Source organism: Tardiphaga alba, from assembly GCF_018279705.1.
GTDB classification, from domain to species: Bacteria; Pseudomonadota; Alphaproteobacteria; order Rhizobiales; family Xanthobacteraceae; genus Tardiphaga; species Tardiphaga alba.
Window position 1 is genome coordinate 4,399,996 of record NZ_CP036498.1, and the last position, 13,096, is coordinate 4,413,091.

Below are 13,096 nucleotides of genomic sequence, written 5' to 3' on the forward strand. Positions count from 1 at the left end.
TCCAGTCAAGCCATGACAGCGCGTGCGCGCTTGCCATGGAAATATTCACGTAGCCAGGGATGCGTCGCGGCCTGCATGTCGGCCATAGTCCCCTGTGCGATGATCTTGCCGCTACCGAGCACAGCGATGCGGTCGCAGGCGGTGTGCAGGCTGTCGAGGTCATGGGTCACCATGAACACCGTGAGCCCGAGCGTCCGCTGCAGCGTGCGCACCAGTTCGTCAAAATCGCCGGCGCCGATCGGGTCGAGGCCGGAGGTCGGCTCGTCGAGAAACACGATCTCCGGATCGAGTGCGAGCGCGCGCGCCAGCGCCACGCGCTTGATCATGCCGCCGGACAGTTCCGACGGATAGCGCTCCACCACTTCCGGCTTGAGACCCACCATGGCGAGCTTGGCCATGGTGATCTCGTCGAGCAGACGCTGCGAGACCTTCAGATATTCGCGCACCGGAAACTGGATGTTCTGCCGCACATTCAGCGACGAGAACAGGGCACCGTGCTGAAACAGGATGCCCCAGCGACGCTCGATGTCACGACGCGCCTTGTCGTTGCTGTGCAGATCGGTCCCGAACACCTCGATATTGCCCGACACTTTCGGCACCAGGCCGATGATGGTGCGCATCAGCACCGACTTGCCGGCGCCGGACGCGCCGACAAAGCCGAGGATTTCGCCGCGTGCGACATCGAGGTTGAGGCCGTCCAGCACCTTGCGGCTGCCGAAGGCGACCGTGAGGTCGCGAACGCGAATGATGGCTTCGCGCATGGCCGGGGCGACGTATGGTTCTGTCGGGCTCATGATCAGATCCCGATCGATGCAAAGAAGATGGCGAATATGCCATCCATCACGATGACGAAGAAGATGCCCTTCACGACAGAGGCCGTGGTGTGCTGGCCGAGCGATTCCGCACTGCCCTTCACGGCCAGCCCTTCGACGCAGGCGACGATGCCGATCACCATCGCCATCACGGGCGCCTTCGCCATGCCGACGACGAAATGATTGATCGACAACACCTCGCGCAGGCGCGACAGGAAGGTCGCGGGATCGACGCCGCCATACATCCAGGCGACAAGACCGCCGCCATAGAGCGCGGCCATGGCGCCGAGGAAGGCGAGGATCGGCATCGCCAGCACCAGCGCCATCATGCGCGGCAGGATCAGCACCTCGACGGGATCGAAGCCCATGGTGCGCAGCGCGTCGATTTCCTCGCGCATTTTCATGGAGCCGAGTTCGGCCGTATAGGCACTGCCCGAGCGGCCGGCGACCATGATGGCGACCAGCAAGACGCCGAGTTCGCGCAACACGAGAATGCCGAGCATATCGACGACGAAGACGTCGGCTCCGAATTTGCGGAAATGGAAGATGCCCTGCTGGGCGACGATGCAGCCGATCAGGAAGGTGATCAGCACGACGATAGGCACCGCATTCCAGCACACCTGCTGCAGGTGATGCACCATGGAGGTGAGCCGGAAGCGCGACGGATGCAGCCAGATCCGGAACCAGGCCGCGATCACGGCGCCGATCATATCGACCAGCGACAACAGCGTCTGGCCGACGCCGTAGACATTGCGACCGATGCCATCGAGCGCGACGATGACGCCGTTCGGTCCCCGCCCCGTCGCTGCCGTCTGCGGCTTCACCTTGCGCACCTCATCGACGAGGCTGGCATAATTATCCGACAGGCCGGCGATCGGAATGTCCTGCCCGCCCAAGGCAAGCGTGCGGCGCAGGCGTTCGATCAGCCAGGCGCCGAACGTGTCGAGCTTGTCGATCTTTGACACATCGATCGAGATGTTTGGCCGGCTGCGGCTGAGCTTTTCGGCATCCGTGACGAGCTTCTCCATCACGGAGGCGGACGCAGCCGTCCACGCGCCGGCGGCGCATAGCGCCAGACCATCGCCCTTGGCAATCTGTTCGAGAGTGGGAGCGCTCACAGCGCCCCCTTGGGGTCGTTCAACCAAGTCATGAACAAAGTATTAACACGCCAACACACGGATCGGAGAACACAAGTCGCGCCAACACGATGCTATGGTTAACATCGTCTAAACCGGTGTCCGGGAACCCGATCTCAAAGCACCGCAATACGTCGCAAACAAGTTCACGCCTGTCACTTAAACTTATAGAGACCGTCATCAACCTCACGGCATTTCAACCCGAAGGACGCCTCCTTGTCCGCTGCATCCCCTGCCCCTGCGACACTTGCCGCCCGCATTGAAACCTGGCCGATCGCCGGTTCCTTCACCATCAGCCGCGGCGCCAAGACCGAGGCCGTGGTGGTCGTTGCCGAAATCAGCCGCGGTGGTCATACCGGCCGTGGTGAATGCGTGCCCTATGCGCGGTATGGCGAGACACCGGAGGCAACACTGGCGACCATTCGGGCGATGGCCGGGCCCTTCGCTGCCGGACTCGGCCGCGCAGCATTGCAGACGGCCATGCCGCATGGTGCGGCCCGCAATGCCGTGGATTGCGCCTTGCTCGATCTCGAAGCCAAGGAGAGCGGCCGGCGCATCTGGGACCTGCTGCAGCGGCCGGCGCCTGCCCCCTGCACCACCGCCTATACGATTTCGCTCGGCACGCCCGAGGCGATGGCCGCGGCCACTGCCAAAGCCGCGCATCGCCCTTTGCTCAAGATCAAGCTCGGCAGTGACGACGACATGGCGCGCATCGCGGCCGTGCGCAGCGCTGCGCCGCAGTCCGATCTGATCGTCGATGCCAATGAAGGGTGGACGGCCGATAATCTCGAAGCCAATCTCGCAGCGTGTCACCGCGCCGGCGTGACGCTGATCGAACAGCCGCTGCCCGCAGGCAATGACGAGGCGCTGCTGCATGTGCAGCGGCCGATCCCGGTCTGCGCCGATGAAAGCGTGCACGACCTCGCCTCGCTGCCGGCGCTGGCCGGACGTTACGACGCGCTCAACATCAAGCTCGACAAGGCCGGCGGCCTCACCGAGGCCCTGAAGATGGCGGATGCCGCGCGCGACATGGGCCTCGACATCATGGTCGGCTGCATGGTGGCGACATCGCTGGCCATGGCGCCGGCCATGCTGATCGCGCAAGGCGCGCGGTTTGTGGATCTCGATGGACCGCTATTGCTCGCAGGGGATCGCGACGGCGGGCTGCGCTATGACGGCAGTACGGTGTATCCGCCGGAGACGGGGTTATGGGGGTAGTGTTGCGCATCTCCCTCCCCCTAGCGGCGAAGCCGCGCGGTGGGGAGGGTGGATCAAAGCGAGCGTCCAGCGAGCTTTGAGACGGGTGGGGTGCCTAGGCAAGCGAGCGCGGCATGTGTGCAACACCCCCACCCGACCGCGCTGCGCGCGGCCACCCTCCCCACGCGAAGACGCGGAGGAGGGAAAAGCAAGCGCTTCGCCTACACGACGTCGTGGAGTTTCTCGCTCACGCGCTTCCGCCCGAACCAGATCACGCAGGCGCCGGCTGCGCCCAAGACCGCCATCACGTAATACACGCCCTCGCCGTAGCGCGCATAGATCGCGCCGGACAGCACCGCCATGCTGCTCATCACGAGGCCTGTACATGCCGTGACATAGCCCTGCGCTCGTGCCATCACATGCGGCGGCACGTGCTGCAGCAGCAGGCCCATGGTACCGAGCTGCGTCAGCCCGTAAGTGGCGCCGTGCAGCACCTGCACGACGACCAGCACCGGCAGCGGCAAGGTCTGCGCCGTCAGCGTCCAGCGCAGCAGCGCACCGAGACCGCCGAGGATGACCAGTGTCGCCGGCGCGAAGGTGATGCGCGGCGACAGCGCGAACAGCACGATCTCGGCGAGCACGCCGATGGTCCAAAGGCCCGCAATCGTCAGGCCGTCATAGCCGGCCGCCTGCCAGGTGATCGATGCGAATGTGTAGTAGCCGGCATGGCTGCCCTGGATCAGCGCCGTCGACGCGGCAATAGCGAGAAAGCCGGGATCGCGGAGCAGCGCGCTTGCCTTCGACAGCACCTTGCCGTCACCGATCGGCGCGCCAAGCGGTTGCAGGCCGAGGCTGACGATAGCCGACAGCACCATCGCGCCGACGATCACCCAGATCAGTTGCGTGCCATCGAGCCAGTTCACGACCAGGCCGCAGGCGAGCGCGCCAACCACGAAGGCGGCCGAGCCCCACAGCCGCAACGGGCCGTAATTGAAGCCGAAGCGCACCACGCCTTTCAGCGCATAACCATCAGTGAGCGCCGTCAGCGGCGTCCACACCACCGCGGTGAGCGCAAACATGAGCAGGATCGCCAGCGGCTCGCGCAGCATCCCCACCACTGCGAAGCCGATCATGGTGAGGAAGGCGCAGACGATCATGGTCTGGCGCAGCGCGTGATGCCGCTCGGCGAAGGCGGTGATGAAAGGCAGCGTGGTAAAGCGGGTCGTCGAGGGCACCGCGAGGATGATACCAATCCAGGCCGGATCGATCCCGATGGCCTTCAGCCAGACCGGGAAAAAGGGCAGATAAAAACCGCTGGAGCCGAACACCGTACCGTAGAACATGGCCAGCCGCTGCGCGAATTTGCGCGCTAACGACGGGGCGATCTGGGGGCGGTTTCAGGTATCATCGGCGGGGTTGCGATTCGTACGGGATCGTTGCCATGCTGACATACCGCGCCTGACGGCGCGCCGCGAGTTGACCTGATGGCTGAAGAAGCATTTGCCCTGTCGCCGATCAACGCCCGTCCCACTGTGCCGGGCGAGGCGGACTATGAGGCGATCCGCGAGGCTTTCATGGAGACCGCGCGCGGCCGCTGGTTCCTGGCCGAATACACCAAGCGCAACCGCAACGCCGATACCAACCTGTTGCTCGAAGCCGTCTCACGGCTGGAAGGCAACCTCGCCGCCCAGAAGCAGCAGCCGCAGGGACTGAGCCTGACCGCGGCGCTTGGCGCGATTCGCTCCGCGGTACGCCAGGCCAAGGCCACCGCCATCGAGGTGCTGCCGCGCAGCGAGGGCGACGACATCCAGACCGGCGCCCGCAATGGCGCGCGCATCGTGCGCGAGATCGCCTGGACGCTGCGCGAATGCGGCGCCGATGCCCGCATCTGCGATCTCCTCGACACCCAGGTGAAGGCCATCGAAGCCGGCCAAGCCGCCCTGCAGGCGCAGACGCCCGAGAACAGCCGCGAGGCCGTGCTGGCGAGCTACGACGCGCTGATGGAGCGCATCGAGGCGCTGGCCGATGGCCTGCCAGCAGCAGCGAAAGCCGAGCCCTCCGCCGAAGCCGCGCCCGAACCGCGCGAAGCATCGGTGACGCCGCTGTTCAAGGCGCATGCGAGCGAGACCGTCGCGGAAGCGCCGGCAGAAATCATGCGGGCACCCGAGCCGGTCGTCACCATACCGGAGCCGATCGTCGAGGCGCCGGCTGCCGAAGCGCTGGCCGAGGCCGCCGAAGTCATGGTCGACACCTCCGCGGCGATGCCCGCTGACGAGATGTCGGCGATGGCCGAGACAGACGTCGCCGCCGAGGAAGCCGAGGATCTTGCCGTGCTCGATGCCGTCGCCATGGAAATGGGCGCGATGGATTTCGACGAGTCCGTCGCCGACGACGAGCTGTTCGCGCCGCAAGCAGAAGCCGTGCACGACGAACCCGCTTATACGGCCCCGGTGCACAGCGAACCGGTCCAGCAGGATGTGATCGTGCAGGAGGCGGCACCGAGCGCTTCGGTGGCCGCGCCCGTGTCAGCGCCCGTCGCCAATGAGATGACGCTGGCCGAGATCACCCAGGCTGCACTGACGCCGGAGCCGGTGGCCCCCGCTGCGCCTTCACTCGGCGCAGCCCTGATCGCCAATGGCGTGATCGCCAATCCGGCAGCCCCCGCCTCCGATCCGCTGGCGCCGATCCGCCGTATGACCCAGGCCGAGAAGATCGCGTTCTTCTCGTAAGGGCTGAGGCACCACCTCAGTGCGGAGATGATCAGAACTCTTCTTCACCTCTCCCCACCGGGGAGAGGTCGGATCGTTCTTACGATCCGGGTGAGGGGGAGCAACAAGCAGCGGCGCAAGCCCCTTCACCCGCGCGCAAGTGCGCGCGACCTCTCCCCGGTGGGGAGAGGTGAAGAGACGTCGGCGCATCAGCTGATCACCTTCGCATAGAGTTCCGCATCGACATTGCCGCCCGACAGGACGATCACGACGGTCTTGCCACGTGCATCGATCTTGCCTTTGAGAAGCGCCGCCAGCGCCACGGCGCCACCGGGCTCGACGATCAGCTTGAGATCGCGGAATGCAAAGGCCATCGCTTCCATGACCTCCTGATCCGTCGCGCTCACCGCGCCCGCCAGCAGATGCCGGTTGACGGCGAAGGTGATATCGCCGGGCTGCTGGGCCATCAGCGCGTCGCAGATGGTGCGGCCGCTATTGCCGTGAGCGACGGGCTTGCCGGCCTTGAGCGACAGTTCGTGATCGTGAAAACCTGCGGGCTCCGCGACGATGATCTGCGCGTCGCTGAAGCGCGCCTTCACGGCCGTCGCGATGCCGCCGATCAGGCCGCCGCCCGAAGCCTGCGCCGACACGATGTCCGGCACCACGGCAAGGGCTGCCATGTCCTCGGCGATCTCGCGCCCAACCGTGCCCTGCCCGGCCATGACGAACACGTCGTCATAGGGCGGCACGACCGTGGCCCCGCTGTCGCCGGCGATCTTCTTCGCGATCGCCTCGCGGTCTTCCTTGTCGCGATCATAGAGCACGACTTCGGCGCCGTAGCCGCGAGTGCGCGCGACTTTCGACGCGGGCGCATCGGCCGGCATCACGATCGTCGCCTTCATGCCGAGGATCCGCGCCGCGGCGGCAACGCCCTGCGCGTGATTGCCGGAGGAGAATGCGACGACGCCCTTGCTCCGATCCGCCTGCGGGATCGACGACAGCTTGTTGAAGGCGCCACGGAACTTGAACGAACCGGTCCGCTGCAGGACTTCCGGTTTGATGAAGATGCGTCCGCCGGTGAGCGCATCGAGCGCGGGCGACGGCAACAGTGGCGTGCGCACGGCATAGGGCGCAATGACCCGGGCAGCGGCATCGATATCGGCGGCGGTGATCGGCAAAGCTGAATTTGTCATGCCCGCATGCTACGCGCGGGGTATCAAAGCGACAAGGGCGCGTGAAACGATGGATGTCGTCACCCGGCTTGACCGGGTGACCCAGTAGCCACCGGCTTCACGGCTTAAACGCAGCGGACGTGTCTACTGGATCACCCGCTTTCGCGGGTGATGACATCCGGAGCGTAACGGCGGCGCGGGCGCTAGTGATATTGCCGACAAAGGCGCGCGCCGACGCTTCCCAGGTATGGTTCGCCGCGAAATCGAGACAGGCCTGGCGATCGATCTTTAGCGCCTGCAGGCATGCGCCCTGCAGATCGTCCGACAGCACGCCGACCGGCGCGGTGCCGATCACGTCCTTCGGGCCGGTCACCGGCAAAGCTGCCACCGGCACGCCTGACGCCAGCGCTTCGAGCAGCACGAGGCCGTAGGTGTCGGTCTTGCTGGGAAACACGAAAACATCCGCACCGGAATAGACCCGGGCCAGCTCCTCGCCCTGCAGCGATCCGAGGAACACCGCATTCGGATATTTCGCCTGCAATTCGCTGCGCGCGGGACCATCGCCGACCACGACCTTGGTGCCCGGCAGATCGAGCGCGAGGAAGGCCTCGAGATTCTTCTCCACGGCCACGCGGCCGACCGACAGATAGACCGGCTTGGCATAGCCGAGATCGACATCGCGCGGACGGAACAGATGGCCATCGACACCGCGCGGCCACAGCACGACATTCTTGAAGCCGCGGTCGCGGAGCTCGGTGGCCAGCGCCGGCGTTGCCGCCATTACCGCCGAACTCGCGCCGTGAAACCAGCGCAGGCCGGCCCAGACCCAGGCTTCCGGGATCGGGAAACGCGCGGAGATGTATTCCGGGAAACGGGTGTGGAAGCTCGTCGTGAATGGAATGTTGCGACGGCGGCAATAGGCGCGCGCGGCAAAGCCGATCGGACCTTCGGTGGCGATGTGGATATTGTCGGGCTTCGCCGCCTCGATCATGCGTGCGATCTGACGGCGGCGCGGGATGGCGACGCGCAGGTCGCGATAGCTCGGCATGCCGAAGGTGTGGAAGGTCTCCGGCGTGAGGAAGGAGACCTCAACGCCGAACGTCCCGGCGGCCTCCGCCATCATGGTCAGCGTGCGAACGACACCGTTGACTTGCGGGTGCCAGGCGTCGGTCGCGACCAGAATGCGCATCAAGCAGCCTTTGCTGGAGCAAGCGCCGGGACCGGCGCATCCTTCTTGGCGACATCGGTCCAGGTCAGGATCTCGAAGCGGCCGTCTTCATGTTCGACCAGCGCCGTGCAGCTCTCGACCCAGTCGCCGCAATTCATATAGCGAATGCCGTGCTCGTCGCGGATCGTCGCGTAGTGGATGTGACCGCAGATCACGCCGTCGGCGCCATGGCGACGCGCTTCGCCGGCCAGCGTCTCCTCGAAGGCGCCGATATAGTTCACGGCGTTCTTCACCTTCATCTTCGCCCATTTCGACAGCGACCAGTAAGGGAAGCCGAACAGGCGGCGGCAGGCATTGACGAGGCGGTTCATCTGGATCGCGAAGTCATAGGCGCGATCGCCGAGATGCGCGAGCCACCGCGCGTTCTGAACCACGAGATCGAAGATGTCGCCGTGGATGACGAGATACTTCTTGCCGTCCACGCCTTCATGCATGGCGGTCTCGACGACTTCGATGCCGCCAAAATGCGTGCCGTAATAGTTGCGCAGGAACTCGTCGTGATTGCCGGGGATATAGACGATCTTGGCGCCCTTGCGGACCTTGCGCAGCATCTTCTGCACGAAGTCGTTATGCGACTGCGGCCAGTGCCAGCCGGATTTCAGCGCCCAGCCGTCAACGATATCACCCACGAGGTAGATCGTATCGGCATCGTGAACACGGAGAAAATCGAGCAGCTTGTCGGCTTGCGAGCCACGTGCCCCCAGGTGCACGTCGGAGATGAACAAGGTGCGAAAGCGGTGTTCGTTGCCTTCACTCATCGCGTCTCTTTCCATATGCGAGCGGCTAGCAGAGTTGCGTGACATGGCGATGACAACTCACGCTGCCAGCGCCGGTGCGGTGCGCTCGAAGGTCACGAGCGTGTAGATGCCGAACGGCCGCAGCTTGCGGCGCTCGACGAGAATGCTGTCGGCATTCGCCTGCGACCACGCCTGCAGCCGTGCGAACGGGAATTCCGGACGCAGCCCGAGCGAGCGCGTCTTCTCTGCTGCCCAGCGCTCCAGCGCCGCGGCCCAGCCGGTTTCCGAATACAGATGATTGACGAGAATGATGCGGCCACCCGGCTTCACCACGCGGTGGCATTCAGACAGCACCTGCTCGGGATTTTCCACCAGCGTGATGACGAACTGCGCGACCACGCAGTCAAAACTGGCATCGGCGAAGTCCATCGCATGGGCATCCATCTGCCGGACGTCCTTCACCCATGGATAGCGCCCGCTCGCCATCTTGCTACGCGCTTTCGCCAGCATCGGCTCGCTCAGATCGATACCGGTAATTTCCGTGCTGCGATCGTAGTCGTCGAAGGACAGGCCGGTGCCGACACCGACCTCGAGCACCTTGCCGCCGATACCACGCGCCGCTTCGGCAGCAGCACGGCGGCCCTTCAGCATCACCGGCCCGCAGACAGCATCGTAGATCGGCGCCCAGCGGGCATAGGCCGTTTCAACAATGGACTTCTCAAGATCCAGCGTCGTCATCGTTGGTTCCGTCCAGCGTGTCCGATGGAATCGGACAACCCGTGTGCTGATCGGCTGATATCAAGGCGGGATGACAGATCAACGACAGAGTGTCGCAGCGGCTGTGTGTAGCTCAGCCCCCGGCAGCCCGTAGGATGGGTAGAGCGAAGCGAAACCCATCGCAACAAGCGCTGGCGTATGCGGTGATGGGTTTCGCTGCCGCGCCATGCGCCTCCGCTCTACCCTTCCTACGCGCTGTGCGTCCATCAAAGTGGTGGGGATTCCACTAAACAACCTTTAAAGGTTTTCACGCAGCTTGCAGGGATGGGAACGCTCAGAATCATCCTCGCGCTGGCGGTCGTCTGCGCGCATTACGGCATGCCGCTCAGCGTGCTCACCAGCGACATCGCGGTGCAGAGCTTCTTCGTGATTTCCGGCTTCTACATGGCGCTGGTGCTGAACGGAAAATACGGCCCCGGCAGCTATCGCCTGTTCATCTCGAACCGCCTGCTCCGCCTGTTTCCAGCCTATCTACTCGTCCTCGCCGTCTCGCTGGCCGTTACCAGCAAGTGGACGGAGATCATCGCGCTCGACTGGTCCGCCGCGATCTACTTCGTGGCCTCCCAGCTCATGATCGTCGGTCAGGAAATCTATTTCTTCCTCGTCGTCAAAGACGGCACGCTTGCGCTCACTTTGCAGCCGGTCGGCGTGCCGAACCTGCTCTACACTTTCGCGCCGATCCCGCAGGCCTGGACGCTCGCGCTGGAAATCTACTTCTACCTGCTTGCGCCGTTCATCGTCAGGCGCGGACCGGTCGTGATCTTCAGCCTCCTGCTGGCCAGTCTCGCCTGCCGCATGGGTGCGCAATGGGCGTTCGGTCTCAGCGGAGATCCCTGGTCTTATCGTGTCTTCGTGTTCGAACTCGCGCTGTTCTGCGCAGGTACGCTCGGCTACGCCGTCTATGCCGGAGAGAACAGTGAACGCGGGCGATCGAAGATCTTGCTGATGCTGACAGCCGCGCTCGTCTTCGTATGCCTCGGCATCAACAAGGGGGATGGCGTCTCCGCGCTTCCATCCGTCTTGTTCCTCGCCGCCGTGATCGTCACCGTCCCGCGGCTATTCGAACTGACCAAGACGATCGGCTGGGACCGCTATCTCGGCGAGCTGTCCTATCCCATCTATATCTGCCACTTCCTGTTGGGATGGCTGCTGATGCCGGAAACGCGGGCCGCTTCTTTCGCAGCCCTCGCGCTCACGCTGATCGCGTCCGTCGCGATCCATCACCTGGTCGAACGACCCATCGATCGCTGGCGGCAGCGGCGGCTCGTCAACGCGCAGCATGCGGCGCATGCCCGCGACATGTTGCCTGCAACGTGATGAATGTCCGGCTCTAGTAGAATGCGTGGAAGTGATGCACCGGCCCGTGGCCATGACCGACCGTGAAGCGATCGGCGGCAGCAATCGCCGCGGTCACATAGGCCTTGGCACCGCGCACGGCGGCTTCCATGCTTTGCCCCTTGGCGAGTTCGGCGGCGATCGCTGACGACAGCGTGCAACCGGTGCCATGGGTGTTCACCGTGATCACGCGCGGCGCCGGCAGCGCAATCGCGTGCTCCGCCGTGATGAAGTAATCGATGCTCGACGGTCCGTTGCCGTGCCCGCCCTTGATCAGCACGGCCTTGCAGCCGAACCCGAGCAGCCGCTTGCCCTGGTCCTCGATCTCCTGCTCATTCGTCGCCAAGGCTTCATCGAGCAGCGCTGCCGCTTCCGGCATGTTCGGCGTGATGATGTGCGCATGCGGGATCAGGATGCTGCGCAGCGCTTCGACCGCGTCCGGCACCAGCAGGCGATCGCCGGAAGTCGCGACCATCACCGGATCGAACACCACATGCGCCGGCTTCCAGCGCGCCAGCCCGTCCGCGATGGCAGCAATAATCTCGCGCTGTGCGACCATGCCGATCTTCACCGCACCGACCGCGAGATCGTCGAAGACCTCATTGATCTGCGCCGTGACGAATTCCGCCGGCACCTGATGGATGCCGGTGACGCCGCGGGTGTTCTGCGCCGTGAGTGCAGAGATCACCGTGGCGCCATAGACGCCCAGAGCCGCGAAGGTCTTGAGGTCGGCCTGAATGCCTGCACCGCCCGAGGAATCAGAGCCGGCAATGGTCAGGGCAACGGGCGTGGGCATCGGGAAAACTCACGTTAAATCAAGCGGGAAGCTGGATGTCAGTGGTAGCCCACCGCCATCGGGCGGGCAACCCGAGGGCGTCTAAACCAGTGTGGTTTGCGACACCTCGCGCACACGATGCGCCAAACTGTCCCGGACGTCTGCATGGCGAACAGATGGGCTATGCGATACCGTCACAAAAAAAGACATAGGAGGGAACAACCATGACCAAACGATTCAATCGCCGTGATTTCCTGGCCGCCGGTTCGGCTGCCGCCGCCTTGCCATTCCTGACGCGCGGTGCCTCCGCACAAACAGTCTGGCAGCCATCGAAACAGATCCGCATGGTGTGCAGTTATCCCGCAGGCGGGCAGACCGACCTGCTGGCGCGCTCGTTCGGTGAGTATATCGGCAAACAGGTCGGCCAGACCGTCGTCGTCGAGAACAAGGCCGGCGCATCCGGCGCCATCGGCACCGCCGAAGTCGCCCGCGCCGAGCCCGACGGCCACACCATCCTGTGCTCCATCTCGACCACCTACATCATGAACCGGGTGATGCTGAAGACGCCCGGTTACGACATGGACAAGGACCTGTCGCTGGTCAGCGTCGTCCCCGGCGCCGGACTGCTGCTGGTGGCGAATCCGGCATCGGGCGTGAAGTCGCTCGACGATTTCGTCGCCTATGCGAAGAAGAAGGACAAGATCAACTTCGGCACCTACAGCGTCGGCTCCGCCCCGCACTTCACTGTCAACGAACTCAACAAGCAGTATGGCCTCAAGATCGAGCCGATCCATTATCGCGGCGAAGCGCCGATGTGGACCGGCCTTGCCGACGGCTCGCTGGATTTCGCCATGGGCAGCTACACGGCCGCGCAATCGGTGCTGCAGAGCAATCGCGGCGTGGTGTTCGCCGTGCATTCGAAGAAGGTCGACGCGATCCCCGATATCAAGACCCTGCCCGAACAGGGGGCGACGTCGAAATTCTTCACCGTCAGCGGCTTCTCCGGCTGGGCCGTGCCGAAGGCGACGCCGCAGCCGATCGTCGACCGTCTGTCGCAACTGTTCGTCGCCGCCAACAGCGATCCGAAGATCAAGGAAGTGCTGAAGACCGTCGCTCTGGAGCCCGCCATCGGCTTCAAGGACACCAATGCGCTGTATCAGCGCGAACTGCCGGTCTGGATCGAGGCCGCACAGGCGCTGGGTCTGCAGCCGGCCTAATC

Annotated in this window: 12 protein-coding genes; 4 read left to right on the forward strand and 8 right to left on the reverse strand. The window is 64.4% G+C overall.

Translation table 11 applies throughout. From position 1 onward, the window contains the following. Window positions 1-5 precede the first annotated feature (5 nt). Together RPMA_RS21045 and RPMA_RS21050 are read right to left on the reverse strand one after the other, a co-directional pair. Window positions 6-794, reverse strand: coding sequence for an ABC transporter ATP-binding protein (locus RPMA_RS21045; RefSeq protein ID WP_211909608.1), 789 nt, complete (start codon window positions 792-794; stop codon window positions 6-8). Window positions 795-796: 2 nt separating this feature from the next. Continuing rightward, on the reverse strand, window positions 797-1,930 hold the full coding sequence (locus RPMA_RS21050; protein ID WP_249225325.1) for an MlaE family ABC transporter permease: 1,134 nt from the start codon (window positions 1,928-1,930) through the stop codon (window positions 797-799). A gap of 234 nt (window positions 1,931-2,164) precedes the next feature. Between RPMA_RS21050 and dgcA the strand changes: the two genes are divergently transcribed. Next, complete coding sequence (gene dgcA, locus RPMA_RS21055) at window positions 2,165-3,166, forward strand: N-acetyl-D-Glu racemase DgcA (RefSeq protein WP_211909609.1); 1,002 nt, start codon at window positions 2,165-2,167, stop codon at window positions 3,164-3,166. Between the two features lie 200 nt (window positions 3,167-3,366). Here dgcA and RPMA_RS21060 read toward each other — a convergent pair whose 3' ends face one another. After that, on the reverse strand, window positions 3,367-4,488 hold the full coding sequence (locus RPMA_RS21060) for an MFS transporter (RefSeq protein ID WP_211909610.1): 1,122 nt from the start codon (window positions 4,486-4,488) through the stop codon (window positions 3,367-3,369). Between the two features lie 141 nt (window positions 4,489-4,629). On the opposite strand from RPMA_RS21060, the gene RPMA_RS21065 reads away from it, so the two are divergent. Continuing rightward, complete coding sequence (locus RPMA_RS21065; RefSeq protein ID WP_211909611.1) at window positions 4,630-5,874, forward strand: hypothetical protein; 1,245 nt, start codon at window positions 4,630-4,632, stop codon at window positions 5,872-5,874. Window positions 5,875-6,062: 188 nt separating this feature from the next. Here the strand turns inward: RPMA_RS21065 and RPMA_RS21070 are convergent, their stop codons facing one another. The 4 genes from RPMA_RS21070 to RPMA_RS21085 form a co-directional block, all read right to left on the reverse strand. Further along, window positions 6,063-7,046, reverse strand: a complete 984-nt coding sequence (locus RPMA_RS21070; protein ID WP_211909612.1) for a threonine ammonia-lyase — start codon at window positions 7,044-7,046, stop codon at window positions 6,063-6,065. 97 nt (window positions 7,047-7,143) lie between these two features. Then, window positions 7,144-8,214: a glycosyltransferase family 4 protein gene (locus tag RPMA_RS21075; protein ID WP_211909613.1), complete on the reverse strand. Its 1,071-nt coding sequence runs from the start codon at window positions 8,212-8,214 to the stop codon at window positions 7,144-7,146. Next, entirely contained in the window at window positions 8,214-9,026 is an 813-nt protein-coding gene (locus RPMA_RS21080) for a UDP-2,3-diacylglucosamine diphosphatase (RefSeq protein WP_211913758.1), read from the reverse strand. The genes RPMA_RS21075 and RPMA_RS21080 overlap by 1 nt, the downstream gene beginning before the upstream one ends. Window positions 9,027-9,068: 42 nt before the next feature. Further along, on the reverse strand, window positions 9,069-9,728 hold the full coding sequence (locus tag RPMA_RS21085; RefSeq protein ID WP_211909614.1) for a class I SAM-dependent methyltransferase: 660 nt from the start codon (window positions 9,726-9,728) through the stop codon (window positions 9,069-9,071). A gap of 303 nt (window positions 9,729-10,031) precedes the next feature. Between RPMA_RS21085 and RPMA_RS21090 the strand changes: the two genes are divergently transcribed. Continuing rightward, window positions 10,032-11,084 carry an acyltransferase family protein gene (locus RPMA_RS21090; RefSeq protein ID WP_211909615.1) on the forward strand — a complete coding sequence of 351 codons (1,053 nt, stop codon included), beginning with the start codon at window positions 10,032-10,034 and terminating at the stop codon, window positions 11,082-11,084. 13 nt (window positions 11,085-11,097) lie between these two features. Here RPMA_RS21090 and thiD read toward each other — a convergent pair whose 3' ends face one another. Then, a complete protein-coding gene (gene thiD / locus RPMA_RS21095; protein ID WP_211909616.1) occupies window positions 11,098-11,898 on the reverse strand; it encodes a bifunctional hydroxymethylpyrimidine kinase/phosphomethylpyrimidine kinase in 801 nt (266 codons plus the stop codon). Window positions 11,899-12,101: 203 nt separating this feature from the next. Here thiD and RPMA_RS21100 point away from each other — a divergent pair, with 203 nt between their 5' ends. Next, window positions 12,102-13,094, forward strand: a complete 993-nt coding sequence (locus RPMA_RS21100) for a Bug family tripartite tricarboxylate transporter substrate binding protein (RefSeq protein WP_211909617.1) — start codon at window positions 12,102-12,104, stop codon at window positions 13,092-13,094. Window positions 13,095-13,096 lie beyond the last annotated feature (2 nt).